Origin of the sequence: Rahnella woolbedingensis (assembly GCF_003602095.1) — a bacterium.
Classification (GTDB): Bacteria; Pseudomonadota; Gammaproteobacteria; order Enterobacterales; family Enterobacteriaceae; genus Rahnella; species Rahnella woolbedingensis.
This window is the reverse complement of sequence record NZ_RAHH01000002.1, coordinates 212164-234500: the sequence shown is the minus strand read 5'-3', so window position 1 is coordinate 234500 and position 22337 is coordinate 212164. Positions and strand designations below refer to the sequence as shown.

Annotated in this window: 44 protein-coding genes and 1 pseudogene; 19 read left to right on the top strand and 26 right to left on the bottom strand. The window is 48.2% G+C overall.

The features are described 5' to 3' along the window. Position 1: 1 nt before the first annotated feature. The 24 genes and pseudogenes from D6C13_RS02390 to D6C13_RS02290 all read right to left on the bottom strand — a co-directional run bounded on the left by D6C13_RS02390 (position 2) and on the right by D6C13_RS02290 (position 11921). Positions 2–1474 (bottom strand): terminase, encoded by a 1473-nt coding sequence (locus tag D6C13_RS02390; protein ID WP_120131238.1) that lies wholly within the window; start codon positions 1472–1474, stop codon positions 2–4. Beyond that, a complete protein-coding gene (locus D6C13_RS02385; RefSeq protein WP_120131237.1) occupies positions 1474–2076 on the bottom strand; it encodes a hypothetical protein in 603 nt (200 codons plus the stop codon). The genes D6C13_RS02390 and D6C13_RS02385 overlap by 1 nt, the downstream gene beginning before the upstream one ends. Before the next feature lie 3 nt (positions 2077–2079). Further along, positions 2080–2301, bottom strand: coding sequence for a hypothetical protein (locus D6C13_RS02380; RefSeq protein WP_120131236.1), 222 nt, complete (start codon positions 2299–2301; stop codon positions 2080–2082). A gap of 291 nt (positions 2302–2592) precedes the next feature. Further along, a complete protein-coding gene (locus D6C13_RS02375) occupies positions 2593–2952 on the bottom strand; it encodes a hypothetical protein (RefSeq protein ID WP_120131235.1) in 360 nt (119 codons plus the stop codon). Next, positions 2931–3452, bottom strand: coding sequence for a lysozyme (locus D6C13_RS02370; RefSeq protein ID WP_120131234.1), 522 nt, complete (start codon positions 3450–3452; stop codon positions 2931–2933). The genes D6C13_RS02375 and D6C13_RS02370 overlap by 22 nt, the downstream gene beginning before the upstream one ends. 2 nt (positions 3453–3454) lie before the next feature. Continuing rightward, positions 3455–3754: a hypothetical protein gene (locus D6C13_RS02365; RefSeq protein ID WP_120131233.1), complete on the bottom strand. Its 300-nt coding sequence runs from the start codon at positions 3752–3754 to the stop codon at positions 3455–3457. A gap of 221 nt (positions 3755–3975) precedes the next feature. After that, positions 3976–4102 (bottom strand): annotated as a pseudogene (locus D6C13_RS25570). Positions 4103–4419: 317 nt separating this feature from the next. Then, positions 4420–5034, bottom strand: a complete 615-nt coding sequence (locus D6C13_RS02360; RefSeq protein ID WP_120131232.1) for a hypothetical protein — start codon at positions 5032–5034, stop codon at positions 4420–4422. After that, positions 5031–5165, bottom strand: coding sequence for a hypothetical protein (locus tag D6C13_RS26060; protein ID WP_279630041.1), 135 nt, complete (start codon positions 5163–5165; stop codon positions 5031–5033). The genes D6C13_RS02360 and D6C13_RS26060 overlap by 4 nt, the downstream gene beginning before the upstream one ends. Further along, the gene (locus D6C13_RS02355; protein ID WP_120131231.1) at positions 5162–5500 is read right to left on the bottom strand and encodes a hypothetical protein; all 339 of its coding nucleotides are present in this window, start codon (positions 5498–5500) and stop codon (positions 5162–5164) included. The genes D6C13_RS26060 and D6C13_RS02355 overlap by 4 nt, the downstream gene beginning before the upstream one ends. Continuing rightward, positions 5497–6102 carry a recombination protein NinG gene (locus D6C13_RS02350; RefSeq protein ID WP_120131230.1) on the bottom strand — a complete coding sequence of 202 codons (606 nt, stop codon included), beginning with the start codon at positions 6100–6102 and terminating at the stop codon, positions 5497–5499. The genes D6C13_RS02355 and D6C13_RS02350 overlap by 4 nt, the downstream gene beginning before the upstream one ends. Then, complete coding sequence (locus D6C13_RS26280; RefSeq protein ID WP_462127789.1) at positions 6077–6235, bottom strand: protein NinF; 159 nt, start codon at positions 6233–6235, stop codon at positions 6077–6079. Before D6C13_RS26280 ends, D6C13_RS02350 begins: the two co-directional genes overlap by 26 nt. Before the next feature lie 202 nt (positions 6236–6437). Then, positions 6438–6788 (bottom strand): phage protein NinX family protein, encoded by a 351-nt coding sequence (locus D6C13_RS02340; protein WP_120131228.1) that lies wholly within the window; start codon positions 6786–6788, stop codon positions 6438–6440. 35 nt (positions 6789–6823) lie between these two features. Then, entirely contained in the window at positions 6824–7126 is a 303-nt protein-coding gene (locus D6C13_RS02335; protein ID WP_120131227.1) for a hypothetical protein, read from the bottom strand. Beyond that, positions 7126–7713, bottom strand: coding sequence for an MT-A70 family methyltransferase (locus D6C13_RS02330; protein WP_120131226.1), 588 nt, complete (start codon positions 7711–7713; stop codon positions 7126–7128). The genes D6C13_RS02335 and D6C13_RS02330 overlap by 1 nt, the downstream gene beginning before the upstream one ends. Then, a complete protein-coding gene (locus tag D6C13_RS02325; protein WP_120131225.1) occupies positions 7713–8168 on the bottom strand; it encodes a recombination protein NinB in 456 nt (151 codons plus the stop codon). The genes D6C13_RS02330 and D6C13_RS02325 overlap by 1 nt, the downstream gene beginning before the upstream one ends. 165 nt (positions 8169–8333) lie before the next feature. Further along, a complete protein-coding gene (locus tag D6C13_RS02320) occupies positions 8334–8822 on the bottom strand; it encodes a DUF551 domain-containing protein (RefSeq protein ID WP_120131224.1) in 489 nt (162 codons plus the stop codon). Then, positions 8815–9006, bottom strand: coding sequence for a hypothetical protein (locus D6C13_RS02315; protein ID WP_120131223.1), 192 nt, complete (start codon positions 9004–9006; stop codon positions 8815–8817). The genes D6C13_RS02320 and D6C13_RS02315 overlap by 8 nt, the downstream gene beginning before the upstream one ends. Then, positions 9003–9341 carry a phiTE_015 family protein gene (locus D6C13_RS02310; RefSeq protein WP_120131222.1) on the bottom strand — a complete coding sequence of 113 codons (339 nt, stop codon included), beginning with the start codon at positions 9339–9341 and terminating at the stop codon, positions 9003–9005. The genes D6C13_RS02315 and D6C13_RS02310 overlap by 4 nt, the downstream gene beginning before the upstream one ends. Beyond that, positions 9341–9517, bottom strand: coding sequence for a hypothetical protein (locus D6C13_RS25565; RefSeq protein WP_167457973.1), 177 nt, complete (start codon positions 9515–9517; stop codon positions 9341–9343). Before D6C13_RS25565 ends, D6C13_RS02310 begins: the two co-directional genes overlap by 1 nt. Continuing rightward, positions 9514–10362, bottom strand: a complete 849-nt coding sequence (locus D6C13_RS02305; protein WP_425272687.1) for an ATP-binding protein — start codon at positions 10360–10362, stop codon at positions 9514–9516. The genes D6C13_RS25565 and D6C13_RS02305 overlap by 4 nt, the downstream gene beginning before the upstream one ends. A gap of 2 nt (positions 10363–10364) precedes the next feature. Next, positions 10365–11204, bottom strand: a complete 840-nt coding sequence (locus D6C13_RS02300) for a replication protein (protein ID WP_120131220.1) — start codon at positions 11202–11204, stop codon at positions 10365–10367. 58 nt (positions 11205–11262) lie between these two features. Then, complete coding sequence (locus tag D6C13_RS02295) at positions 11263–11553, bottom strand: CII family transcriptional regulator (protein WP_120131219.1); 291 nt, start codon at positions 11551–11553, stop codon at positions 11263–11265. Between the two features lie 134 nt (positions 11554–11687). Continuing rightward, positions 11688–11921 carry a helix-turn-helix domain-containing protein gene (locus tag D6C13_RS02290; protein WP_112197788.1) on the bottom strand — a complete coding sequence of 78 codons (234 nt, stop codon included), beginning with the start codon at positions 11919–11921 and terminating at the stop codon, positions 11688–11690. 103 nt (positions 11922–12024) lie between these two features. On the opposite strand from D6C13_RS02290, the gene D6C13_RS02285 reads away from it, so the two are divergent. From D6C13_RS02285 to D6C13_RS02275, 3 genes are all read left to right on the top strand, one after another. Next, positions 12025–12723, top strand: coding sequence for a S24 family peptidase (locus D6C13_RS02285; RefSeq protein WP_244212615.1), 699 nt, complete (start codon positions 12025–12027; stop codon positions 12721–12723). 141 nt (positions 12724–12864) lie between these two features. Then, positions 12865–13881, top strand: a complete 1017-nt coding sequence (locus D6C13_RS02280) for a Clp protease/crotonase-like domain-containing protein (RefSeq protein WP_120131218.1) — start codon at positions 12865–12867, stop codon at positions 13879–13881. A 398-nt stretch (positions 13882–14279) separates the two neighbouring features. After that, on the top strand, positions 14280–14567 hold the full coding sequence (locus tag D6C13_RS02275; protein WP_101076791.1) for a transcriptional antitermination N peptide: 288 nt from the start codon (positions 14280–14282) through the stop codon (positions 14565–14567). 15 nt (positions 14568–14582) lie between these two features. Here D6C13_RS02275 and D6C13_RS02270 read toward each other — a convergent pair whose 3' ends face one another. Further along, positions 14583–14891, bottom strand: coding sequence for a transposase (locus D6C13_RS02270; protein ID WP_101076792.1), 309 nt, complete (start codon positions 14889–14891; stop codon positions 14583–14585). A gap of 221 nt (positions 14892–15112) precedes the next feature. On the opposite strand from D6C13_RS02270, the gene D6C13_RS25560 reads away from it, so the two are divergent. Continuing rightward, entirely contained in the window at positions 15113–15280 is a 168-nt protein-coding gene (locus D6C13_RS25560; RefSeq protein WP_167457972.1) for a hypothetical protein, read from the top strand. On the opposite strand, the gene D6C13_RS02265 is transcribed toward D6C13_RS25560, so the two are convergent. After that, complete coding sequence (locus D6C13_RS02265; protein WP_120131217.1) at positions 15270–15548, bottom strand: type V toxin-antitoxin system endoribonuclease antitoxin GhoS; 279 nt, start codon at positions 15546–15548, stop codon at positions 15270–15272. The genes D6C13_RS25560 and D6C13_RS02265 overlap by 11 nt on opposite strands. A 297-nt stretch (positions 15549–15845) precedes the next feature. On the opposite strand from D6C13_RS02265, the gene D6C13_RS02260 reads away from it, so the two are divergent. The 15 genes from D6C13_RS02260 to D6C13_RS02200 all read left to right on the top strand — a co-directional run bounded on the left by D6C13_RS02260 (position 15846) and on the right by D6C13_RS02200 (position 22157). Next, a complete protein-coding gene (locus D6C13_RS02260) occupies positions 15846–16073 on the top strand; it encodes a hypothetical protein (protein ID WP_120131216.1) in 228 nt (75 codons plus the stop codon). A gap of 120 nt (positions 16074–16193) precedes the next feature. After that, positions 16194–16703, top strand: a complete 510-nt coding sequence (locus tag D6C13_RS02255) for a hypothetical protein (RefSeq protein ID WP_120131215.1) — start codon at positions 16194–16196, stop codon at positions 16701–16703. An 80-nt stretch (positions 16704–16783) separates the two neighbouring features. Next, a complete protein-coding gene (locus D6C13_RS02250) occupies positions 16784–17170 on the top strand; it encodes a hypothetical protein (protein ID WP_120131214.1) in 387 nt (128 codons plus the stop codon). A 17-nt stretch (positions 17171–17187) separates the two neighbouring features. Beyond that, positions 17188–17331, top strand: a complete 144-nt coding sequence (locus D6C13_RS02245) for a protease FtsH-inhibitory lysogeny factor CIII (protein ID WP_120131213.1) — start codon at positions 17188–17190, stop codon at positions 17329–17331. Between the two features lie 90 nt (positions 17332–17421). Beyond that, complete coding sequence (locus D6C13_RS02240; protein WP_120131212.1) at positions 17422–17625, top strand: thioredoxin reductase; 204 nt, start codon at positions 17422–17424, stop codon at positions 17623–17625. Next, positions 17622–17906 carry a hypothetical protein gene (locus D6C13_RS02235; protein ID WP_120131211.1) on the top strand — a complete coding sequence of 95 codons (285 nt, stop codon included), beginning with the start codon at positions 17622–17624 and terminating at the stop codon, positions 17904–17906. Before D6C13_RS02240 ends, D6C13_RS02235 begins: the two co-directional genes overlap by 4 nt. Further along, entirely contained in the window at positions 17903–18721 is an 819-nt protein-coding gene (locus D6C13_RS02230; protein ID WP_120131210.1) for a PD-(D/E)XK nuclease-like domain-containing protein, read from the top strand. The genes D6C13_RS02235 and D6C13_RS02230 overlap by 4 nt, the downstream gene beginning before the upstream one ends. Next, entirely contained in the window at positions 18714–19547 is an 834-nt protein-coding gene (gene recT, locus D6C13_RS02225) for a recombination protein RecT (protein ID WP_120131209.1), read from the top strand. The genes D6C13_RS02230 and recT overlap by 8 nt, the downstream gene beginning before the upstream one ends. A gap of 2 nt (positions 19548–19549) precedes the next feature. After that, entirely contained in the window at positions 19550–19846 is a 297-nt protein-coding gene (locus D6C13_RS02220; protein WP_120131208.1) for a hypothetical protein, read from the top strand. Positions 19847–19867: 21 nt separating this feature from the next. After that, positions 19868–20554, top strand: a complete 687-nt coding sequence (locus D6C13_RS02215; RefSeq protein ID WP_120131207.1) for a hypothetical protein — start codon at positions 19868–19870, stop codon at positions 20552–20554. Then, positions 20554–20919 carry a hypothetical protein gene (locus D6C13_RS02210; protein WP_120131206.1) on the top strand — a complete coding sequence of 122 codons (366 nt, stop codon included), beginning with the start codon at positions 20554–20556 and terminating at the stop codon, positions 20917–20919. The genes D6C13_RS02215 and D6C13_RS02210 overlap by 1 nt, the downstream gene beginning before the upstream one ends. After that, the gene (locus tag D6C13_RS02205) at positions 20912–21454 is read left to right on the top strand and encodes a hypothetical protein (RefSeq protein ID WP_120131205.1); all 543 of its coding nucleotides are present in this window, start codon (positions 20912–20914) and stop codon (positions 21452–21454) included. Before D6C13_RS02210 ends, D6C13_RS02205 begins: the two co-directional genes overlap by 8 nt. Positions 21455–21495: 41 nt before the next feature. Then, positions 21496–21648: a hypothetical protein gene (locus tag D6C13_RS25555; protein WP_167457971.1), complete on the top strand. Its 153-nt coding sequence runs from the start codon at positions 21496–21498 to the stop codon at positions 21646–21648. 61 nt (positions 21649–21709) lie between these two features. Then, entirely contained in the window at positions 21710–21940 is a 231-nt protein-coding gene (locus D6C13_RS25550; protein WP_167457970.1) for a hypothetical protein, read from the top strand. Beyond that, positions 21918–22157, top strand: coding sequence for a DUF4060 family protein (locus D6C13_RS02200; protein WP_120131278.1), 240 nt, complete (start codon positions 21918–21920; stop codon positions 22155–22157). Before D6C13_RS25550 ends, D6C13_RS02200 begins: the two co-directional genes overlap by 23 nt. Positions 22158–22337: the final 180 nt, after the last annotated feature.

Genomic DNA, 22337 nt, shown 5'->3' with positions numbered 1-22337 from the left:
CTTAGAAGAATACAGCGCCGACTTGTTTGTGGTTGTTCTTGGCTACGGCAAAGTAGCGGAACGCATCAGAGCCGTGAGATGTGTGGTCATGTAATGGCTTGTCTTTCCAGCAGCCGCGCTTGTCATCCCATTCCTTCCTGTACCCTTCCAGATGAGTGATGCCTTCTGCGCACTTCTCATCATCAAAGACACATTTCGGGAGGATTTCACGCACGGACTCAATGCCGGTATCAACGCCGGTTTTCGGCACCACTTTGAATGTCATGGAGTAGACCTGACCGTCGATTTCGTAGCCTTCGCGAGCCAGCTCTTTTCGGGACTTGGCATCAGAGCCGAATTCACGATTCTCAATGTCGTGTGGTCCCCAGTGGTCGCCATACTCATAGCCGCGGTCTTTCAGCACTTTCATGTAATGCCTCAGGCCTTCACCGGAGTTTTCGTAATAGTCGATGACGTGGAACTCTTCACCAACCTCACGCACGAACCAGATAGCCGTAGAGTCACCCACGCCAATATCCCAGAACGTGTGAACCGGTAGGTGTGAGTTATCAGGCAAGGTGCCGATGCGCTTGTTGGTGTAGAGCCAGCGGAACTGTTTGGCGTAATACGCGCCTTCCACTGATTGCTGGAATGCCTCAGACGGGATAGTTGGGTATTCCCGCTTCATGTCATCGCCGAGAGTCTTTTCCTTGGCGTAGTACCAAGCTTTCTGCCGTTCGTTAAGTTGAACGCCGTGCTTGGCTTCCATCTCATCGAAGTAATCAACCAGCCGCTGCGGGATGGCCTCTACAGGGTCGATTGCATACAGCGGATTCTTCCACCAGGAGAAGAAAAAGAACTTCCAGTCGAGAGCGGATAATTTCTTACACTGTAGCTGTGCTTTCTCCGCTGTCTGGCAATAATCGAAGAAGTAACCGGCGCGACCTTCAGCAGTGCTCTCGATAGTGGCAAAGCATCCGGTTGATACGGCCTCAAACGCGCCTGTGACAATCTCACGGGCTTTGTCTGGATACTTAGCGCATATCTTGCCGAACTCTGAAACGTGCAGGTAGCGCAGCGTGCCGCCACGAAATGAGGTGCTGACGTATAGTGAGCCGCCCTTCTTGAATACCAACTCCCCGGCAGAGTCATTGCTGGCCGGGTTTGCGGCTTTAATCTCTTCGGGCAGGTTATCGTAGGCGTACTTCACCTTTTCACGGAACAGGCGTTTAGCGTCGTTCAACGTGTGGGCGATCAGGGCACATTTGGCAGACTCGAACAGCGCTGCATCCAACTGAATGATACAAACCTCAGTCGTGAAGCCGAGCTGGCGAGCTTTAAGAATGATGTTGCGCGTGTGGATACCTTCGAAGTACTCGCGCTGCTCAGGTGTCATCCTGAAACGTACCGGCTTGCCTTCTTTGTCGGTGATCCAATAGAGATTGTTTAGCCGGAAATCTTTATCAGCCAGCAGTTTCATATGCTCAGGTTTCATTACGCCCCCTGAGACAGTGAATCCATCAGGTCAGAAAGTTTCTTAACAGAGGTATCGCCTTCCGGACCATCAATATCGTAAGCCTGTCGCTCAAGGCCGATGAGGTTCTTCAGCGCATCGCTTAGTGCTTTCACTGACTTCACGCGCTCAGGCATGCTGATGATTGACTGATATACCTCATTGAGCCGGTCACGGCCATTCTCATCAGGCTCTAGCATCATCTCACCCAACTTGCGGAGTGATTCGATATCAGCACATTCAGCCCCAAGCTCATCAAACAGAGAGTTGGTGATTTTTCTCGCCCGCCGAATGTCACCTCTGTGCTCCATCCTGACGGTAGCAATGACCTCAGCAGTAGCTTCAACAAGTACGCGCTCGCTAAAACTGTTCTCTGTGCGTACCTGTTTGCGTACCTCTGCTTTGCGTACCAAATCATCAGCACGTTCTTTTACCTTTGCAGCTAAGTCGCGAGACCAGTCATCGCGCTTTGCCCGTTTACGTATCGCCCCTTCACTGATGCTGTGTTGAGAAGCAATTTCACGCAGAGACATCAAGCCAGCTCGGTACGCCGATTCGATGGCCTCCCAATCTGGTTTGGTCATTCGTTATTCCTTTTCTGTTTCTGTTCCTGTTTCCTCAGTCGCTTCTTCAGCAACTGGAGTGAAGTGCATCTTTGTTACCGTGTCGGGCTTCAGGAATATCCAATCGCCGTCTTCCGTGGCTACAGCAACGAATCCATTAACCAGTTCAGGTTGCTGTCTTGTCATAGCGCCGGTGAAGGTTTCGCCTGACTCTGTTGTTACTGTGATAGTCCACTTCTGATTCATTGGTTGATCCTTAGAATTGCACTCTATAGGGGAAGGAAAGAATTAACCCTCAAAATAGATAATCAACCATTTGGGGAGCGGTAATGTTCAGAGACATAATTGATTTATTAATCGCCTATCAGCCAACTATCCATGTGATAGTTATATTTATACTGTTCAAGTACGGAGGTTTTTTACTCCACGGCGGCGTTGTACCATGATTGCCACCGGTATATGTTCAGGCGAAGCTCTCGCAGACACTCAGCTGTTTCCTTGTCTGCCTGCAGGTCTTCGTCGCTATCCCTCCCGGCGTCACTTCCCTTGCACGGTGGCGTCATCAAATCCTGCGATATTGTTGGCAGCGTTGATTGACTGCTGACGCAACCTGATAGCAGCAGCATCAAAATCACACTTGGTATGATTCGGGTCTTGGACATATTTCACCACGTCGCGGGTAATCGTTTTGTAGATGACTTTTCCTTCGTCTTTGGCTGTGGCAGCTTTCTGCTCTATTGGCTCAAGCTTTGCTTCGGCTTTCTTCTGCTTCTTTGCTGCCGCCGCATTCATTTGGTCAGAGTGGGCATACCAGCCATTCCGGTACCGGATTTCTCCGTAGCCGATTGCCAGTAAGACGAGAATGAGGAATGCGATTATTTGGGAGCGGAGAGACATAGTGCTTTCTCCTTCTCACGCCTGATAACTAAGCCGGGCAATTGCTTACCACCGCCATATGTCCAGCGTGGAAACTGATTGCAGGCTTCTGTAATCTTGCCGTCGCGGAACATGCGGAACATCGTGGACTTCTGCATTTGTCCGCATCCGGCGTTGAAGGTTATCGAGGTGGTGGCATCAAACTGCCCCTGATTCATCTTCTTGCCGTTTGCGTACTTGTTCACGCAGGATTCAGCCTGGAGAATGTTCTTCTCCCAGTCGGCAGCAATCTGAGCATCAGACTTCCTGACTCCAGCTCTAACGCCGTGAGTATTGCCAATGCCATCAGTCAGTACACCAGCAGGACAAACGTATGGGTCACGCTGGCAGCTCTCCGCGTCACCGATAAGCTTGAGGCCGCCTTCGCTTGTTCTTACCGTTCCGCTTGATACCACAACGCCAATGATGGTCATAACAGCGCAGACGCCGCCGACAACACCCTTCTTGGATACTGAAGCCATCGCTAACCCTCTACTTTCTTAAATGCCTCAGCCACAATCTCTGTAGCTGATGAGCGGTCTGCAAATGGCTTGTTCGTCATCCCGTTAAGGTAATCGACCAAGGCCTGTGTTCTCTTCTGCTCTTCAAGCATCCGTTTCTTTTCTTCAGCTCGTTTCGCGTAGTAGGTCTTTATCGTGAATATCGCGGAGATAACCGCACCGATAATGAAAACGTAGTCTTGCAGTGATAGCAGCGAAAAGAATCCAAGTGCCGCTGACCACCAGTAAGGCAGGTTGTGTTGGTGTACAGGATCCATTTTCATAGTTCCGCTCCCATTTGGTTAAATGGGCTGTGTGTTTAGTCATAGGGAATAGAGCCTCGACCGCATGGTTTCATGAGGGTGAGGTGACTGATTGGTCGGGCTCTAAAACGAGAAAAAGCCCGCAATATGCGAGCTTCTAAAATTTGGCATCCAGTCAAGGAGTCGAACCTTGTCAGCGAGGTTTTGGAGACCTGCCATCGCCCGGCGAACCAGATATTGACGTGTGGTGACGGGACTCGAACCCGCACTCAGGTTCGGCATTATCATCATGCCCACCCTGCCGATTATTACCGGTTGATGAATTACTCTACCCATTTAACCCGCAAGCAGGAATTGAGTTACACCACATCGGAAAGAGCATTGCGGCTTTAAAATCTACGCGTGTTACGCCGCGCACATTGTCCGCTCAACAGCAATACTCTTACCTGATGTGCAGAAATGAAGTCGGACTTTGAAGCAACGCGACCGCCAAGAAGCACGCTTCAAAGTCCCTATCCCGCAACCACATAGCAAAAAACCCCGACCAGTGATGATCAGGGCTCTTGATATTTTGGTGACGCTTCATTTCGTCGTCACCAGCGCTCTTTCGCAATTGCTCCCGAGCTTAGATAGAAATATACAATCTCATTTCTCGTTTTGCAATCAAAATGAAAATATATTTCCAATCAGGCTGCTTTCTGGGTTATTTCTTCCTCCATATTGCTCTTAATAGCGTAAAACATTTCTTCTTCCAGTATTTCTTCGCACCAAATCACCCTTTTCCGTGCTGCTTGAACATCGCAGCCGGTGTGGTAATTAATATCCCTCGCGATGTCTTGCGGGCATTTGCGGTCACAGTACCGTTTAATAGCAACTGAGCGCATCGGACTATCTCGTTTAATTACTTTGTGCATCACCGATTCAACAAAAGCGGCGTCATCTGATTCTTTGGCGAGAGCGATGATGCTGCTTACTGATGTTCCAGGCATTACGACTTCACGTGATTTCTTGAAAAGCTCATCGCCGCGATATCCCTGCTCATGAAGGCTTTCCACAACCTGAATAATTCGCTCTGATTGCACCTGTGACCATTCAGTGCGGATCATCAGTCTGCCGATGACATTCACACAACCTGCCGGGGCATCATCACCACCTAAATTACGACCCCAAACACACAGCAAATAACGTGTCCATACGCGCTGTGATGGCGTGATGGTTTTACGGCCATTGCACCATACCCTGCGAAGGTCTGATTGCTTCACGACCCAAGGGAGAGCGTAAATAGCATCTTGCTTTCTCATACCTTCACCTTATTGGCATCTGACCTGTTGATGATTTCTCGGCGCTGCTCACGAATACGATTTAGCTTTTGCTCGATAAGCCTTTCTTCCTCGGCGAGCCGGGCTAGTTCGAATCTGTCGTATTGGGTCATGATATTAGCCCCTCAAATTTCACCGTTGCACTGAACATATCTGATGGGTCTCTAAAAAAACTGAGACGATAAATTCTCAAATAGCCGTGCTTTCCGTTAGTAAATTTGACTCGTAATTTGTCACCCTCTTTCATCTGCTCAACAAAGAACAATCCCCTTTTGCTGTCATGACCTGTGATATTGAACTTGCCATTTTCCTTGAACCCATTCATGCCTTGTAGGGCATGTCCCCAGCATTGCTTTGTATAGTCATGCTCTTTCCAGTCAGGCCATCGCCTATCTGGTGAACGGAAGTGGTATGTGGCTTTTATTAGCTTATGAATTAGCTTTCTCATGCTGCCTCCGATAGTTTCTTGAGTGCTTTACGCTTAGCTTTGTACTCATCCCTGATTCGCTCGAAATCTTCACGCCGGTACCGTTGCGGCTCGTGCGCGCCCATTAGCAACTGATAGGCCTGCTCGCCAATCTTTGCTCTGATTGCTGGGGTGTAGTTTTCGATGTTGCCTGACAGGTGGTTGTTGCAGGGGGAGCACTGTTTGTGACAGTTATCTTCGTTGAACCTCAGCTCTGGGTTAGCGCCTACGGTTCGGTAATGCCCGGCGTGGTACTGCCCATCATGGAAGCGGCCGCAGCTGATGCATGGAAGGTCTGCGTCACGTTCTCTGATGAAGGCGTTGAATTCTGTCTGGGCTTGTTTTGCGAAGTAACTGAGGGGTTTTACTGCGAGCTTTCTAATATTGTGGGTTTGTCTTTCTATTCGGGCTGTTACTCTTCGCTGTCGTTCCTGTTGCTGTATGCGCTTCTGTCGGGCTTCGGTTGCTAACCTGGTGATTAGCTCTTCCTTGTGTTCTTCACTGCACCACCAGTCATACAGAGTGGCTGGTTTGAACCGTGTTTTGCATATTTTGCAGTTACGGCTTCTGGGTAATTTCATCACTCTCGCTCCTCAGATGCTCGGAAACTTCGAAGCCATCCATTGACCACCAGCTCGCGCATCCATCGCAGGCGTAATTCTCGTCAGGACTTAGTGGTTGCCCGCAGCCTAGACAGACTGGTTCTTCGTCCACCATGATTTATCTCCACATAGGGTTCTGCCACGTCCGACTGGCTCGTGGTTCTACTCTGTATTCGGGTAACAAAGCAGAGACATACCAGCCTGTGTAATCGGCTGAGATCTGCTTTTGCGTTTGGATGTTTTGAGAGGCGTACTTCTTGATGAGGGTGTCGGCTTCGAGAGTGGTCATTACTGTGTCGTAGGTGAACCACGTGAGTTTAGCCATAGCATTTCCCCGCGTCTTTCATCATGAGATAGCAAATCATTGCCGCTCGGAGCGGGTTCTCATGCTTTACGTGGAAATTACTAAGCAACCCAATAGAGGTAGGCCATGCAGTGGCGGCTCCGCTTTTGAATGGCATGATGCCGATGTGGTTAGCCATGATAATCGGCCATGCGTCGGCTGGGTTGTTGCAGGGGTCGTATTTAGACCACTCACCACCACCTCGAAGCACATCGTGATGATTCATTCCGCGCGATATAGCTAACTTTCTTGCTGATTCGCAGAGATTTAGAAGAAATATCTCCATGGCAATTTCATCATCGCTCATTGCTGAATAATCTTTCATGATTTTTCTCCGTATGAGCCATACCACCAGCCATCTTAGGAAAGGTTTAATTCGATGATTCTTGGTAGGTTTTGGCTTGGGCTAATTGTCCTGAATACCTTTTTAGACATCGAAAATGCACCGTTACTTCCTACTTTGAATCCGCCTTCCACTTGCGCAATGCGTAGCACCTTGCTGTCTTCATCAATCTCTATATCGATGTCTTTCCCTTGGAGCCCGGTTAACTTTCCGACGTGAGCGCCGGTAGAGCCAGAAACAGTCATTCTGAAGGAAATGAACGGGCTTCGGTTTCCGCGACCACGAGAAGCTCTGTTTTTAAGTTGTGATTCAAATGCCATTATGCTGCCCTCTGTTCTGTTTTTACGGTTGCCAATCCAGTGAATAAATCCACTGAGCTGTTGCATTGATTTCCCCACACACTCCATCCATCTGTGTTATCACGTGAAAACAGCTCTACTCGGTGAACATCTCCAAGCAACTGAACGAGCTTGTCGCGGATGACAGGTGGCTTTGCGCTGTGATCCATTCGCGGTGCTGTGATGTGCTGGCAGATGGAGGCATCAATCCGTTCCGGTAATTTACCCCGCACCGCAAACAGACAATCTTCGCTGTTGGCTCGGGTCATATGCCCCATTCCGATCGCGCTGTTTCCTTTGTGCTTATTGGTTTTGTGCCATGTAAAGCCCTTCATGGTCATCAGGCGGAATCCCCACGCATCCATTACCTTTAGCGCCTCCATCGGCTGAGTTGGCACCCACCACATAGCCAGAAGGCATGACTCAGCAGCCAAATCCCATACGGGCAACCGGCAAATATCCTGCACGTTCATCGTTTGATATTTATGTCCCGCGCCGCGCTCACCGTCGTTGGCTTTATCGCGATATGACCACGGCGGGTCAGCATAAATCAGTGTGTATTTCTCCATTACGCCACCTGCTTAAGTTTGTTTGATTCACCCCAGCGATTTGCCCACGTGATAGCGAGCCTGGATTCTTCGCTGAACCTGACACCCTGCTCTGCCCCGAATGCGTTAATCAGCTCTATCAGGTTGCTGAGTTCGCCGACTGTCATCTTGCTGGTTGACTGCCCGAGAACGACAAAGCCATCACCGGCCAGATTCGGTACCACATCCTGCTTAGTTAGCGCGGCGGTGAATATATGCTTCCACTGTTCCGTGGTGAGCTTGCGGCCATGCCAGTTAACCTGCCCGCTGATATCAGACAAAGTTGCCCATAAACGTGCATTTTGCTCCAGTGAGCGGGTGCGCTCTTGGATAGTCACGATGAATGGTTTGTCTGGGTTTATTGGGGTGTTTCGGAGGTGGTTTATTGCGTTACTGAGGATTTGTTCGTTGCGTAATTGGTAGGTTTGTTTGGTCATTTTAACCTCGCCTTGGTGGGGCTTTATCTAGAACTCGCCGCATTCGTTCAGCACATAGCCTTCGCGTTTTACTAGCGAGGCTCTCAAGAAACTTTGCTGTGTTACCTACGATTCCAAGCACTACGACGTGAGGGAAGACTACAAGTAATCCGTAGATTCCTCTGCTCATCGTTCGCTCTCCGGTTTAGGGGCGGCTGGTAGTGGCATCCAGTGGGTAATATCTCCCATGCACTCCATCTCATAACCTTTTGTTCTTGGCTGCATTGTTACTGGGAATGGCTTTCCTTTTAAGCGGCTAACATTCGCCATTCCAGTAATCTTACCGTCTGTAACAATCACCCCAAATTCAGGCTCAGGCTTATGCTCGCTGCACTTAATCCAACCATCCTGCTCTGTATGGTCTGGCTGTGGGGTGGTGGCTGCTATGATGTGACCGCCGCCAGTGTTGCCCAATCGTTCTATGATGTCGTCAATCTCGGCCTGACTCATTTTGCTGAAGTCGATGGTTAGAGATGACTGCTTTGCTGCTAGGGCTATGTCGATTACTCGACGAATAAGCAGAGCATCGGCATAGCCTAATGCCATTCCTGCTGCTACGTGCTTCTGCATATCTTTCAGCCTTTCTTCGCTGAACTGCTCTAAATCGTTATTCATGGCTTCCCCCTGCTGCTTCAAGTAATGCCCTTGCTAGCGTTCTGGCTTCTTGCTTGCTGAGTGCAAGAAGAACCTCTGATTTACTATCTTGCGCAGACAAAATCACTTCGCCTGTCGTGTAGTGACGTCCATCGTGAATTTCTATGTCATCACCGGCTGCTGTAAGTATTGAAAAATCACTCAATCCGTCTTCCCCTTAATTCTGATTCCGTGGGAGGTGATGGCCTGACGCGAGCGAATAACTCCGAGGTTGAAAGCGCCTTCAACGCTAGTTTCAACCATCAGCCTTTCGTCATGGTCTACAGCCAGTTCCGGCAACTCAATCTCGATTGCAGCACGGGATGCCTGCCATGACTTGCACCATGCTTTGAATGCCACGGTTATCACCGTGCTTGATTCTGAATTGGTTGCGGCGTAAGGCCATTCTTCAGATGTCTCTGGGTCTTCATTTCTAAAACCAGAAACATCTAAATCCAATTCATCAAGCATGAACTTCTCAAATGCTGCCTTAGTGTCCATCAGAATCCCCCTTTCACTTGCCCGGCGCCCATCTGCAAGAATATCTCAGCAACCTTCTCGCTGAATTCAAGCATGTTGGCTCGCTTGGCTGGTGTGCTTATGTCCTGTAACCAGTCGTAGTCATCCGCTGCGTAGCTGGCTATTACGGTGTAGTCGTCTGGTGTGATTTGCATCATGCCGCCTTAGACCTGTAGCTATCCCACGTGAATGCCAGAGTGCAGCCGCCGCCATCGTTCATGCGATCAATCACTCGCTCTCCGATAAACGCTGATAGCTCATCCTTCGGCAGGTTGCTGATGAGGATGGTCGGTCGCATTTTCTCGTAACGGGTGTTGATGATCTCGAACAGGATGAGCTTTTCTGATTCGGAACCGAACTGAACACCTACCTCATCGATAATCAGCAGGTCGGGGCTGGTGTAGGCTTCGATGACTTCCTGCTCGGTGATTTCAGCGTTCTTGCCCCATGAGGATTTAAACTTACGAGCAACACGCAGCGCAGTAGTGAACAGCGCCGAACTCTGATGCTCAGTGATGACGTGCTTTGCGATAGCCAGAGCAAGGTGATTCTTTCCAGTGCCGGGCTTACCAGTCATTACCATGCCGCCTCCCTGCTTAAGGCGCTCCCGCCACTTAGACGCATACGCTTTGCACACGTGCAGGCATCGCGCCGCCTCGTCGTTCTGAGGGTGGTAGTTTTCCAGCGTCGCATTCGCAAACCGGTCAGGCAGCAGGAGGTCAGCCATCAGGCGTTTGATGTTCGACTGCTTGATCCGGACATCCTCGTTAGCTTGTTTCTCTTTCAGGGATTGGAGCTTTTCCATCAAGCAGGCCGGGCATGAGGTTTTGGTCTGCAATGTGCCCAATGATTTCATCGAGCGTACAAGCTGTTGGTAATCACCGTGGGCATCGCAGGCGACAGTGCGATATTCGAAGGTGGTTCCTTCAATCTCAGCTGCTGGCTTCTTGATGTGATCCAGAGCGTTTTCAAGCTTGGAGATTTCTTCTGCGTAACTAAGCATGATCATTCCTCCATCCAAGCAGGTGCGTCAGTTGCACCGTAGTTTTTGGCTGAGAAGTTGTCGGCGGTAGCCCGTGCGGGAGTGGAAACAGGCTTGTTTGGGTAGGCCTTGGATTTGCCGCTGAACTTGGCGGCATTGCGAATCCATGTTCTAAGAGCTGCATCCCAGCTTTTGAATGTTGAGCCTCTTGCTTCATGGTGATCGCAGAATGCTTCAAACTCGTTTTGCAGGTTGATTCCAATCTCATTAGCCATTTTGAAATGGTTTTCAGATGGGGAAAAACCAGAGGGCAACTGAGTAGCTTTTTTCTTATCGGCAGCAGGTGATTTCTTTCCCTGCTCCAATATCTTTTTAATGTCTTTATTGTCTTTTGTATTATTGTCTTTTGTGTTTAACAGATTCTGTAAAGCCGGATTTACTGATTCCGTAAATGAATCCTTTACAGATTCTGTAAACTTTACAGGTTCAGTAAATGCTTTACTGATTCCGTTAAACTTGGTCTTCCAAGCCGAGACCTCTTTGTTGATTCCTACCAGCCTTCCAGTGACTGAAAGGACATTCATTTTGACCAGCTTGTTTCTCTCCGTGCTGCACCTTGTTACTGGTAAGCCAGTCAGTTCTGATAACTGAGAATTCCCTACCCAGTCAGACGTTTTGTTATAGCCGTAGGTTTTTCGAATGACTGCCAAGGTGATCAGGAGTTGGTTTTGAGTAAGCCCTGAACCTATAACCGCCTCAAGCAGCTCATTTGCGATACGGGTATAACCATTTTCGGTATCAACCACACGTCGCTCCTGCCCTCCTCCATCAGAGGGAAATTGAAGTACTCTTGCTGTATTCATATCGCCTCCTTGCGATTAGTACTGGTTGTTGATCCAGTCGTTTGCATATATAATTACCTCAGAAATTGATTGTGATTTGTTGTTCCGAAGCCTCTGTTACCGCAGGGGCTTTTTGCTTTCCGGTTACCGCTATCACTGCCTGTTTGGCAATCTCTCGAATTAAGCTCGTCTCCCATACCTTCTCCAGAAGAACCAACGTCACCGCGATATCGTGAACGTTAAGCCGACTCACTTTTGATTCTGCCCATCCTGCCTCCCTGGCAAATACACGCTGGCCTTTCATAGCAATTCGGCTGCGTAGTTCTGATTCCACTTCCATGATTTGTTTGCTGTGTTTTGCAATTTCCATTTCTTATAATTTCCATATGGTTAAGTTGAAATGTGATCAGCCCTTGGGATTGACCACGTGGTGATTTTTTCTTTTTTGAAGTTCGCTTTGCAGCGACGTAGGACGAATGTCCATTGTGAAAAGAGCGGTGAGGATTAAGCGGCTTCGGCCAGTTCAGGCCAGATTTTAAACCAGTCATCTGGGTGCAGATCTTTACGCAGAACGCTGCACTTAGAATTAACTTCAATTTGCACTGAAAGAGCTGCGCCAAGCTTTTGCTTTGTACTGATTGCCTTACGAAGATACTCAACAGACGTTCCGCAATTGGCTGCGAAATCACGCTGCATTGATATCGACAAGGCGTTTAAATAACTTCGTAGAGTTTCCATACGAGCTCCTTGCGTGATAATTAACTCAAGTATACTCGCAAGTATAGAACTTGCAATACTTTGAGGTTATTTACCTGAAGGTATTACTCAGTAAGATAACTGCATGAAAAGAGATGATGGATTTGACATGTACGAGCGCAGACGCATTGCGTTGCAAGGGCTGGTGGATAGCCATGGCTCTCAGAAAGCTCTTTCTGAAAAAGTAGGGATTGCTGAGTCAGTGATCTCTCGAATGCTCTATCCTGAAGGCAAGAAGAACAAAAGAAATATTGGCGAAAAATCCGTTCAGATGATTGAGGAAGGTCTCAATTTACCTAGGGGTTCGATGGATGGCATTGCCGGAGCTGGCACAACAATTCCTGATGAGATCGAATACGTCGGTAAAGTACGATTAGGTGCTGTGCCTGTCGTAGGCGAAGCTGCGTTGGGAGTTGATGGCATGATTCAGATGGAAGAGCATCCAGCTGGCTGGTTACAAATTTATAGTGCCGACCCTAATGCATATGGACTCCGGGTTCGCGGCGACAGCATGCATCCCCGCATTCAATCAGGCGAGTTTGTCGTTATTGAGCCAGGTACGCGCGTTCAGTCTGGGGATGAAGTGTTTGTCAGAACAACCGACGGACACAATATGATTAAAGTAATGACTAAGATGCGTGATGGAGCTTTCCAGCTCTCAAGCATCAACAACGATCACCGCCCTATCACGCTTCAGCAAACTGAAATTGATAAGATGGAATACGTATCGGCGATCATAAAGGCCACGCGATTCGTAGCAACGGCTGATGTTTCGGAAGAATAATTTAATGCAGGATAGGTGAAGAGGTCGCAGAGATGCGGCCTGAAGTTTTTTCGGCATTTGCCGATGATGTACACACAGCAGCGCAATTGACGTAGATCGATGCGTTTATCATTTCCAGGGTTAGAAAGCGAAGGTAATCTAATGGTGGACGAGAATAATGAAGATGTTGATATTTTTATCTATTTGGGTGATATCACGCGTAAAGGTTATGACCAACTATCTACTGCAATTGAAGAACGAATCAAAAAAGATAAACTATCCCAAAAGGTAATACTTTGTATTTCAACGTATGGTGGTGATCCGAATGCTGGGTATCGCATCGGTCGATCTTTGCAACATTACTATCCTGGAAAAGTCACCGTTCTTGTGCCAAGCTTATGCAAAAGTGCAGGAACGCTTGCAGTAATGGCAGCTAATGATTTGGTTATCGGAGACCGAGGTGAGCTTGGCCCCCTTGATATTCAACTGCGAAAAGCTGAAGAGATGGGAGAGCACAGTTCAGGTCTAGACATCTTTAAAGCTATTGACCAACTCCAAGAGCGTACTATTTCAGCGTTTCGCGAATATCTGTCCGATATCAAATATGGGAGTGGGATCAGCACGCGACTGTCGGCAGACATAGCCTCTCAATTAGTTAACTCTCTCATGCAGCCAATATCTAGCCAAATAGATCCGCTGAAGATTGGTGAGCATCAGCGGGCTATGGGGATTGCTCTATCCTATGGCGAGAGGCTTAAAAAGCGCTCTAATAACTTAAAGGATGGAACCTTAAACAAGCTTATAATCGGCTATCCGTCCCATGGGTTTGTTATAGATCGAAGCGAAGCCAGGGAACTTTTCGAGAGAGTTCATAGTCCGACAGGTATAGCGCTTAGAGTATATAAAATTGTTAGTTCAATGATAGTCAGTAGCCCAGGACATGTTGGCGGTAATCCTTGGGTTCTTGATTTTGAGGATATATTAAAAGATGAAACCAATGAGCCCGACGCAGATGAACAAGCTCCAGAAGATGAAGGAAATCAGGATGCTGAACCAGGAACTGAGCCAGGTGAACCAGTCAGAACTGGAGTTGGTGAAGCAGATCAGCAGCAACAACCGGCTGATGAACAAGGAATTAAGCAGCCTAGAAAACGCTCAAATAAAGGCAAGGATGATTGATAGCTTTAGATGCTTGGTGTGAATTTAATTCAGTATAACCCGGCCACTGCGCCGGGTTTTTTGTGCCTGTAATCTGCCAAACGCCTCCCTTCACCACCAATTAACAACACCTAATGCAGGTGCGATGAGACACGTCTGAATGAAATAAAAAATAAATTACTCTAACTATCAATTACTTTACTCGTAAGTAGATAAATAATTTACTTTTGGGTATAGACAGATAATTTACTCGCGAGTATATTTAGTCCATCGGAACGAAACGACCCGCTCGATACGCTCTTTGAACAACGGTGAGGATCACCTACGTGGCCGCAAGGCCAATTAACACCAAAGCGTGACTTTTGGGATGAGATGAATGCACCAGGCATTTCACCACCAAAACTCACACAGGAGGTTTTATGACACGCAGAACGCAATTCACTGGCACAGCAGATAGTCGTCGTCGTGAAGCTCGCAAGCACTTACAGGCGCTGCCAGTTAATGACTTCTCTACCGGTCTGGATGCATCACCGGCAGCACCTAGCAAAGCTGAGCTGACCTGCAAACGTAAGCCAGCGATGAGAGCGGTAGTGGCGACCATCACCACTACTACGAAGCATTACCCGAGTGCAGACAATATGTGCCTTCCGCAAGTGGCCGTCTTTGCAGCTGGGTACCGTAAATCTGAAGTAATTACTGCACGCTAATAGCGAAGAGGCGCGTTACTTTTTGATGTTGTACTTTGTGATGCTTTTCTCGCTAATTTTATAAAGACCCTTCCTTTTAATTTTCACTCCGCTCTTACCAACAACTGTAGCCACCAATGTGCTGCAACGAACTGAGTGCCCATTGTCTATTACGAGACTAATCACATCAGAAGGCTCCATAACTTCAATGGTGCCGTCCTTTTTATTCATGCCCGGAGGGACTAAGTGGAAAGCCGCTTTGCCAGAAGTTTTCCTAGTTATTTTTACTGGATAAAGCACATCGCCACTTTCATGGATAAGTTCTAATTCATCGAGATAAGTCATGATTTTCTCCTTGGGTTGATGGACGTGAATCTACAAATCGGTGGTAGGCAACGCAAGATTAAATTAACGGGAAAATGAATATAGCCTGCCAGAGTGTGTATCTGTATGTATTTAAATGATTTATCTGTGCTATGCCGGCCAAAAGAAATGCACCTTATTTTCGCCGCCGGTCATCGCAGCGATAAATACGAGCATCCATATCACGTTATGAGGGGTTAGAAATGAATGAAGATAAAGAATTAAGAGATGTTGTTCAGCAATTGGCAGAGGAAGAAGGCATCAGTTTTGAAGATGCCTTAGTAATTTCCATCAAAGCCCTTCGCTATGAAATTCAGCGCAGGAAAACTTTTTTAGGACACGCTTGTGCTGGGGGATTATCTATTTCTTAGACAACCACCAAGATATATTTGCAACTTCAGTTACCAGTACAAAGTGACCACTTTTGACACTGCCAGCTATACCTCTGACTTCTTCCCTGACGTCAAAGGCATTGGAGCTTTTTGTAGCTGTATATTCAGCAGTAGGAAGATGAAACCAAGTGCCCTGACCATCTTGAATTTCTCTGTTGTAACCTTTTGCCTTCATCTTTTCGTGAAGACTTTCATAATCTTCTGAGCTTGCCGAATGAAGTTCTACCCTGACTATGCACTGCGCCATAAAAATATTCCTTATTTTGACTGTGGAATAGCCAGATTATCAATTTCCTTTGACTGTGGAAAGCAGGGAAACCATGCGCCGGGCATGGATAAATATCCCGGCATAATTACACCCCACCGGAGTCATCCCCATGCGATTAACAAACACTCTCACCCGTGAGCACTTTCTCGTCTTGAGGATGGCTAACCGGTACATGTACACACTGAAAACAATCGGTGAAAACGTAACGCGCAATATGAACCATGAGCAGTTTGCGGCTTATTTGCGTAAGGCTGAAATTAAGGTTGAGGAGGAAGTATGAGCAAAGAAAATGATTTCCCAGCATTTGCAGCAGGAGGGCACCCGTTGTTGCAACACATCCAGCAAGAAGGGATTTCAGCACGAGACTACTTCGCCGCAAAGGCAATGCAGTCGCTTTATTCTCGCGCCGGAGGTTCACCGGCTATAGATGCAGATTCATGTGATTATTTTGCTCACCATGCATACCAGATGGCTGACGCAATGCTCAAAGCACGCGACGAGTGAGGCCCTTCCTGCTGCGCATTCACTGAGTGCGCATCGTGATAAGCGCCCCTTATCAACCTTAATGCTGTGAACCACTTCGCCCTGTCACCCCGCAGGGCTTTTTTATAACTGGAGATAACCATGAGCCTGACAGCCCTAACACTGAGCAAAAAACATCTTGAAACCGAACGTGAAAGTCTCCGTGAGCACTACGAGAGAGAGTCAAAGCGCATTGCTTCGGAATTGGTAAAAATCAATGAGCAACTAAATTTCGTTAGTGCCGGTCTGGACGAGGATTTACTCAATATCGGAATGTCGGTAGTTAACTTTGGTGACGTGAAATGCAGTTCAGAGCGTCGCGGTTGTGTTACTGACGCAATTAACGATTTAGCCACGGGCGCGAAAATCCTCAGCGAGAAGTATTTCGGCACTAAAGATTACGCCCACTGGAGTGATCAGCGCGAAGACCACCAACATGGATATGGTCCGCGGCATGGAAGCATAGTTTTCAGGGTCAGCCTGACTAACGATGCCTTAATGAAAGTGCGTCGTGGAGGATTGACTGAGGGTGACATTGAGGCGGCAATCTACTGCCTTATGAATATTGACGAGATAAACAAACAGAAGAAGTCAGCAATCCAAGCCGCCTAACCGCGGCTTTTTTAATGGATGCAAAAGCCAGTTCAAGAGCTGGCTTCTTCATCACTTAAATCAACTAAACGGAGTATCAGATGACAGATTCAAAATACGAAATTGTGCCGGAGAAGTTGTTTGATTTCTCCGCTGGAGTTTATTGCGGTGTCCTGATGCCGGAATCAGTAATGAAGAAACTCGCAAAATTACAGGCCTCATACCTTCAGGATGTTCAGCGACTGCTTACAGAACACAAGTCTGAGCTTTATCCATCTTCATGGACTTTGTATTACCCAGAGGGCAAGCAGACTAGCGTCTACTACGCCGAAACGGGAAGTGCAGTTGGAGTTGGCGATATAGAGCGCCGCATTAAGCACGCAACGTTGGCACACAAACCAACACTGCGCCCATTAGTTTTCAAAGCAAATTCTATGGATGAAGCCAAAAAAATGGCTGAGTCGCACCACGAAGAAACTCACATTTAATTAAACCGGAGTATCCCATGCATACCTTTTATGTCATCGGGTGGCCTTGCGTGGGCTGCTCTGAATCACTTCTCGACCGTATCTGCCGCAATGCGAAGAACGCCGCCAAGCGTCTTATCGAAATCCTCAACCAGCCAGGAATCCCAAATGAATCCTTTTAAAGCTGTTCAGTTACTGGCTGCGTTAGCGCTTGAGAAGCGCGACAACGCGCTTTTCGAGGTCGCATTCAGCCTGTTTTATCGGAGGCAATCATGAACATCAACTTTGAGTGCAAAGACATTCAAGTCCGTCCGGGATATCGCGCCGGGGAAGTCAAAGTTACGGCCACAGACGCTGCTCTGTTTGGTCACGTTGACGACAAGCAAATCCTCAACCAGTTGGACATCAAAGAGGTTCTGGAGTGGCTGGATACTCAAGGCTATCTGGTCGCACTTAAACAGGAGGACGCAGCATGAGAGGCCTCAGATACAGCAGTTACGATTACATGGCTGACCAGCGAGAGACTCTTGAAGCTGGCGTGGAGAGCGTGCAATTAGCACACAAGCAGCGCGTCATGCAGATAGCAGACACCTACTCTGACAACCTCTCAGACTTCGCTGACAAGTCCAAACTTTCAGCCGAACAAATATCTGCCCTCAACACGGAAGAGGCTCAGGACGCTTACAGCAAACTCGTAGACGTCATGGCAACGCAGATCGCTCAGGGAAGAATATCGAAAATGGAGAATGCAGCATGAATGCTGGAATCTACGATGACATATCAAACGAGGATTACCATTCCGGCGCCGGCATAAGCAAATCACAGCTGGATGATATCGCCATCAGCCCGGCAATCTTCCAATGGCGTAAAAATGCCCCGGTCGATGAGGAAAAATTAAAGGCGCTGGACATGGGAACCGCCCTTCACTGCCTGCTGTTAGAGCCGGATGAATTTGATAAACGATTCATCGTAGCCCCAGAGTTCAACCGCAGAACCACGGCCGGCAAGCAGGAGGAAAAGGATTTCATGGAGTCGTGCGATAAGTCAGGGATGACGATCATGGATGCTGAGCAGGGCAGGAAGCTGAAAATAATGCGAGAGAGTGCACTGGCCCACCCATTGGCTCGATGGATGTTGGAGGCATCTGGAAAGCAGGAGTCCAGCATTTACTGGAATGACCCCGACACTGGAACCTTATGTCGCTGCCGGCCGGATAAACTAATCACCGATTATAACTGGTGTATCGACGTTAAAAGCACGGCTGACATGGATCGCTTCACTCGTACATTCTATGACTATCGATACCACGTCCAAGATTCATTCTATTCAGATGGCTACAGAAGTCATTTTAACGAAACACCAACCTTCGCATTCCTTTCCATGAGCACTGCAATTGATTGCGGCCGGTATCCGGTAAAGGTTTTTGTCATGGATGAAGCAGCCAAGTCAGCCGGAAGATCGGAATACAAAAGAAACCTCACCACCTATTCAGAATGTCTTGCCAATAACGAATGGGCAGGAATTGAAACCCTTTCACTGCCTAGATGGGCAAAGGAACTGAGAAATGAGTAATCAACCACCACTGGCGTCAGCAGACCTTCAAAAAACACAACAAGCCAAGCCGCCGGCCGAGAAGTCACCGGAGCAAACCCTTGTGTCATTCATGAACCAGCCTTCCATGAAGAACCAGTTAGCTGCAGCCCTACCTCGGCACATGACAGCCGACCGCATGATCCGAATTGTTACCACGGAAATCAGGAAGAACCCAGAGCTCGCGGGGTGCAATCAACAAAGCTTTATCGGGTCAGTTGTTCAATGCTCACAACTTGGCTTGGAGCCGGGCAATGCTCTTGGGCATGCATATCTGCTCCCGTTCAACAAAAACAAAAAGAACCCACAAACAGGCAAGTGGGAAGTGGTCAGTAAAGATGTACAGCTAATCATTGGCTATCGGGGAATGATCGACCTAGCAAGGCGGTCGGGGCAAATCGTCAGCATTTCTGCCAGAACAGTGCGCGAAGGTGATTATTTTTCTTTCTCATACGGACTTGAAGAGAATCTTACTCATCGCCCTGGCGAAAGTGAGGATTCGCCAATAACCCATGTTTATGCCGTTGCGAAACTTAAAGATGGCGGCGTTCAGTTTGAAGTGATGACCTTCAAGCAGGTGGAAAAGGTTCGAGCTGGCAGCAAGGCAGGAACAAGTGGACCATGGGTATCTCACTGGGAGGAAATGGCTAAAAAAACGGTAATCCGCCGGCTATTTAAATACCTGCCTGTATCAATCGAAATGCAGAAAGCCGTAATCATGGATGAAAAAGCAGAGGCCGGCGTAGATCAAGAAAACGCATCGGTAATCACTGGTGAATATGAGGTTGTCGGCAATAGCGAGGAGTGAGCATGGCACAGCAAATGTGGGAACGATACGAAATGGATTTTCTCATCGAAGTAGCCAGCACTATGACCCTCAAAGAGATTTCAGAGAAGCTTGAAAGAACTGAGGGAGCAATTAAGAACAAGGCGAGTTATCTAGGAATCACACTCCTTTCCGCTAAAGCATGGAGTCCATGGACACCTGAGCAAGCTGCCCTGTTCAGCACTCATTCAGACAAAGAAATCTCCCTCATTACAGGCCGCACCGTTAAGTCCGTCTGCAGCAAAAGATATCAGCTGAAAATCTACCGCCGGGCAGCCTAACCCTCTTTCAAGGAACACATTATGCAACTATTCGAAATGCAGGGTCTCCTTGCAGGTAAATGCCTGCCCGGTGACATGAAAGTTAACGAGTCACTCGCAGAATATCTGCTGAGAAAACTCGAAGACCGCAATGAATTGGAGCGCCAACTCTCCGCCAAAACAATCTCCGAGCAAAACATCATCAACGCTTTCTGCATCTCTGGTGAAGGCGAACACAGCAAGTTGGTCATTGAGTATGTGCATGGGCTGGTGGCTGAGAATGCTGCGCTGAAATCTGGTGTTGGGTTCTTTGCATACAGCACAGAATGCGGTTACGAAGAATTTGATACGAAAGAAAAGGCCATTGATTTCGCCACTGACGAAATTGAAGACTTTCGTGGTTACGCTTGCGATGGTTGGTCAGACGAGGTTGGCAGTGTTTGCTGGGGTGTAGTTATGCAGCGAGCAACTGAAATAGACCGACGCAAGCGAAATGATGAAGACTCTTGCGACAGTTCAATCGAAGAGATTTGCGACTACGCCCTTCTTCCAGTAATCGAAACCCCAGCCACCGACGAATTCACCGCAGAACTCCGCGCACAGGGTGTAGATGAGTATGCCAACGCAACAATTGCAATCGGCGAGGATGAAAGGAATTTAGACATCATCTACGCGGGAAATCAGGCCATCTCGTTCGCCGCCAATCTGCGCGCTGGGAGGAAGGGATAATGAACCTAACAATCAAGCAACTTTGTGATATCTGCGATTTCATGGGTGTTTCTGTTGAGGCTCCAACCGAATCTGATGGTCTTGACACAGAAGTATGGATTGGCGAAGGAGTTATTGCCGGTGAAAACGGCGAGCCTGACTATCACGGACTAATAGCCCATGACGCCGAATATCCGGAAGAAGGCGCAATAGCACTTGAAGAGAGAGCACCGACAGTGACGCTGTTTTGCATCAGCAAGACTTCCGAACTGACGAAGATTGCCGAGTACGAAGCGAAGGGCTACGTAGTCGATGAGTCCAGCCTGGTTAATCGCAAGGTTGGTGACTGGATCGTGATGAAATTGAAGGAGCAACCTCATGACTGATACAACAGGCATCAAGGCGCTGCGTGAGAGACTTGTCAGCCTTAACAGAACGTATGGCCTGATTAGTAGCCCCGCCACAATGGAACAAGCTAATACCAGCGCCCACATGTTCGTTAAGGCGGGTGGAATTCATCACATTCTCGCTGCACTCGACCAGCTCGAAGCAGAACGCCAGCGGGCTGATGCTAATGAAGGTTACTTCAAAGAGATGGAGAAATATGCAGATAAGCTTGAAAAAGCTGGGTTACAGCTTGAGGCAGAAATCGCAGAGCTGAAAGGCGATCATGTGCCAGTGGGGGTTTGGTGCATTCAAGAGGTTACAGACGATGATGGTGGCCTTTCCAGAACGGAATTCCTTTCAGTCACTGATGGCGTGAAAATCCCCAAAGATGCCCCGCTATTCACTGCCCCGCAAAAGCCGGTCGGTCTGCGACAAATCGGTAGCATCGACCACGACGGGGGTGGGTTTGCTGAATACTTCATTGAGTTTACTGATAGCGCACAAGTCGGACAGGCTGTCTACGTTATTGACTAAGCAATCGAGGCCGCTGGCGGAATCGTGAAGGATGGTGAGTGATGAAAATCCCAATACCCAGCCCAAGCGGTGGCTGGTGGCTGGCAGTTTCATGGCAGAAGAAGAGCAACTGGAAATATTTCTATTTCTGGAATGATGGTCCGATGCGTTCTTTATGGCTAGGCCATCTCTGCATTGAGTTGTGGTGGAAATAACCGCCAAAAAATAGCCAGCAATAGCTGGTTTTTTTACGCCTGCAACATGAGGTATCCCCCGATGATCACAGTTAAATTACCCCGCGCACACTTCTACGCGGGTCGAGTAGACACGTCTGAACTTGAAGCGGTGTTGAAACAGGGATTGTGGAGCATGACAGGAGCCGAGCCAGCTGATGTGCGGGTATCACTGCAAGAAGGGACGAGCATTCTTGCTGCCGGCTGTGAAGTCGGGGCGGTGACCGAAATACTGAAGATTGGAGAGCGCAGTGAAAGTCCTCATCAAGGGTGACACCGAGCCAGCCCATATAGCGGCAGCATACTCGGCAATAGAAGAACACAAGAAGAAGTACGGCACCGGCAACAAGTCTCACCCATTCACCTACAGCATCAGATACCGCGGCAAGCACTATCAAATCGAAGTCACCAATACCAACAAACATCACATGGCTCACGTTATCACCGGCCATCGACAGCTAACGAAAGTTCACTATGGAGAGGCAGCATGAAAAGATTATAGGGATAGCTCTGATTTGCGTTGCTCTTGCTGGCTGCACTGACCCAGAACGGGCGGAAAAGGTGTTGGCAGATAACGGATTCACCAATATTCACATCGGCGGTTACTCATGGGCTGGATGCTCTAATGGTGACAATTACGCCACAGAGTTTGATGCAACCTCACCGGCCGG

What these genes read in the sequence shown, in the direction of transcription:
- D6C13_RS02340 (WP_120131228.1), bottom strand. Translation starts at nt 6,788, where the DNA reads ATGAAAGATTATTCAGCAATGAGCGATGATGAAATTGCCATGGAGATA.
- D6C13_RS02285 (WP_244212615.1), top strand. Translation starts at nt 12,025, where the DNA reads ATGAAAAGAGATGATGGATTTGACATGTACGAGCGCAGACGCATTGCG.
- D6C13_RS02380 (WP_120131236.1), bottom strand. Translation starts at nt 2,301, where the DNA reads ATGAATCAGAAGTGGACTATCACAGTAACAACAGAGTCAGGCGAAACC.
- D6C13_RS02245 (WP_120131213.1), top strand. Translation starts at nt 17,188, where the DNA reads ATGCATACCTTTTATGTCATCGGGTGGCCTTGCGTGGGCTGCTCTGAA.
- D6C13_RS02255 (WP_120131215.1), top strand. Translation starts at nt 16,194, where the DNA reads ATGAGCCTGACAGCCCTAACACTGAGCAAAAAACATCTTGAAACCGAA.
- D6C13_RS25565 (WP_167457973.1), bottom strand. Translation starts at nt 9,517, where the DNA reads ATGATGCAAATCACACCAGACGACTACACCGTAATAGCCAGCTACGCA.
- D6C13_RS02220 (WP_120131208.1), top strand. Translation starts at nt 19,550, where the DNA reads ATGGCACAGCAAATGTGGGAACGATACGAAATGGATTTTCTCATCGAA.
- D6C13_RS02235 (WP_120131211.1), top strand. Translation starts at nt 17,622, where the DNA reads ATGAGAGGCCTCAGATACAGCAGTTACGATTACATGGCTGACCAGCGA.
- D6C13_RS02385 (WP_120131237.1), bottom strand. Translation starts at nt 2,076, where the DNA reads ATGACCAAACCAGATTGGGAGGCCATCGAATCGGCGTACCGAGCTGGC.
- D6C13_RS02290 (WP_112197788.1), bottom strand. Translation starts at nt 11,921, where the DNA reads ATGGAAACTCTACGAAGTTATTTAAACGCCTTGTCGATATCAATGCAG.
- D6C13_RS02280 (WP_120131218.1), top strand. Translation starts at nt 12,865, where the DNA reads ATGGTGGACGAGAATAATGAAGATGTTGATATTTTTATCTATTTGGGT.
- D6C13_RS02275 (WP_101076791.1), top strand. Translation starts at nt 14,280, where the DNA reads ATGACACGCAGAACGCAATTCACTGGCACAGCAGATAGTCGTCGTCGT.
- D6C13_RS02270 (WP_101076792.1), bottom strand. Translation starts at nt 14,891, where the DNA reads ATGACTTATCTCGATGAATTAGAACTTATCCATGAAAGTGGCGATGTG.
- D6C13_RS02215 (WP_120131207.1), top strand. Translation starts at nt 19,868, where the DNA reads ATGCAACTATTCGAAATGCAGGGTCTCCTTGCAGGTAAATGCCTGCCC.
- D6C13_RS02370 (WP_120131234.1), bottom strand. Translation starts at nt 3,452, where the DNA reads ATGGCTTCAGTATCCAAGAAGGGTGTTGTCGGCGGCGTCTGCGCTGTT.
- D6C13_RS02300 (WP_120131220.1), bottom strand. Translation starts at nt 11,204, where the DNA reads ATGAATACAGCAAGAGTACTTCAATTTCCCTCTGATGGAGGAGGGCAG.
- D6C13_RS26060 (WP_279630041.1), bottom strand. Translation starts at nt 5,165, where the DNA reads ATGACCCAATACGACAGATTCGAACTAGCCCGGCTCGCCGAGGAAGAA.
- D6C13_RS02335 (WP_120131227.1), bottom strand. Translation starts at nt 7,126, where the DNA reads ATGGCATTTGAATCACAACTTAAAAACAGAGCTTCTCGTGGTCGCGGA.
- D6C13_RS02320 (WP_120131224.1), bottom strand. Translation starts at nt 8,822, where the DNA reads ATGAATAACGATTTAGAGCAGTTCAGCGAAGAAAGGCTGAAAGATATG.
- D6C13_RS02230 (WP_120131210.1), top strand. Translation starts at nt 17,903, where the DNA reads ATGAATGCTGGAATCTACGATGACATATCAAACGAGGATTACCATTCC.
- D6C13_RS02365 (WP_120131233.1), bottom strand. Translation starts at nt 3,754, where the DNA reads ATGAAAATGGATCCTGTACACCAACACAACCTGCCTTACTGGTGGTCA.
- D6C13_RS02325 (WP_120131225.1), bottom strand. Translation starts at nt 8,168, where the DNA reads ATGACCAAACAAACCTACCAATTACGCAACGAACAAATCCTCAGTAAC.
- D6C13_RS02260 (WP_120131216.1), top strand. Translation starts at nt 15,846, where the DNA reads ATGAGCAAAGAAAATGATTTCCCAGCATTTGCAGCAGGAGGGCACCCG.
- D6C13_RS02240 (WP_120131212.1), top strand. Translation starts at nt 17,422, where the DNA reads ATGAACATCAACTTTGAGTGCAAAGACATTCAAGTCCGTCCGGGATAT.
- D6C13_RS25560 (WP_167457972.1), top strand. Translation starts at nt 15,113, where the DNA reads ATGAATGAAGATAAAGAATTAAGAGATGTTGTTCAGCAATTGGCAGAG.
- D6C13_RS25555 (WP_167457971.1), top strand. Translation starts at nt 21,496, where the DNA reads ATGAAAATCCCAATACCCAGCCCAAGCGGTGGCTGGTGGCTGGCAGTT.
- D6C13_RS02310 (WP_120131222.1), bottom strand. Translation starts at nt 9,341, where the DNA reads ATGGACACTAAGGCAGCATTTGAGAAGTTCATGCTTGATGAATTGGAT.
- D6C13_RS02390 (WP_120131238.1), bottom strand. Translation starts at nt 1,474, where the DNA reads ATGAAACCTGAGCATATGAAACTGCTGGCTGATAAAGATTTCCGGCTA.
- D6C13_RS02375 (WP_120131235.1), bottom strand. Translation starts at nt 2,952, where the DNA reads ATGTCTCTCCGCTCCCAAATAATCGCATTCCTCATTCTCGTCTTACTG.
- D6C13_RS26280 (WP_462127789.1), bottom strand. Translation starts at nt 6,235, where the DNA reads ATGGTGGACGAAGAACCAGTCTGTCTAGGCTGCGGGCAACCACTAAGT.
- D6C13_RS02265 (WP_120131217.1), bottom strand. Translation starts at nt 15,548, where the DNA reads ATGGCGCAGTGCATAGTCAGGGTAGAACTTCATTCGGCAAGCTCAGAA.
- D6C13_RS02305 (WP_425272687.1), bottom strand. Translation starts at nt 10,362, where the DNA reads ATGCTTAGTTACGCAGAAGAAATCTCCAAGCTTGAAAACGCTCTGGAT.
- D6C13_RS02295 (WP_120131219.1), bottom strand. Translation starts at nt 11,553, where the DNA reads ATGGAAATTGCAAAACACAGCAAACAAATCATGGAAGTGGAATCAGAA.
- D6C13_RS25550 (WP_167457970.1), top strand. Translation starts at nt 21,710, where the DNA reads ATGATCACAGTTAAATTACCCCGCGCACACTTCTACGCGGGTCGAGTA.
- recT (WP_120131209.1), top strand. Translation starts at nt 18,714, where the DNA reads ATGAGTAATCAACCACCACTGGCGTCAGCAGACCTTCAAAAAACACAA.
- D6C13_RS02355 (WP_120131231.1), bottom strand. Translation starts at nt 5,500, where the DNA reads ATGAGAAAGCTAATTCATAAGCTAATAAAAGCCACATACCACTTCCGT.
- D6C13_RS02360 (WP_120131232.1), bottom strand. Translation starts at nt 5,034, where the DNA reads ATGAGAAAGCAAGATGCTATTTACGCTCTCCCTTGGGTCGTGAAGCAA.
- D6C13_RS02330 (WP_120131226.1), bottom strand. Translation starts at nt 7,713, where the DNA reads ATGGAGAAATACACACTGATTTATGCTGACCCGCCGTGGTCATATCGC.
- D6C13_RS02210 (WP_120131206.1), top strand. Translation starts at nt 20,554, where the DNA reads ATGAACCTAACAATCAAGCAACTTTGTGATATCTGCGATTTCATGGGT.
- D6C13_RS02250 (WP_120131214.1), top strand. Translation starts at nt 16,784, where the DNA reads ATGACAGATTCAAAATACGAAATTGTGCCGGAGAAGTTGTTTGATTTC.
- D6C13_RS02205 (WP_120131205.1), top strand. Translation starts at nt 20,912, where the DNA reads ATGACTGATACAACAGGCATCAAGGCGCTGCGTGAGAGACTTGTCAGC.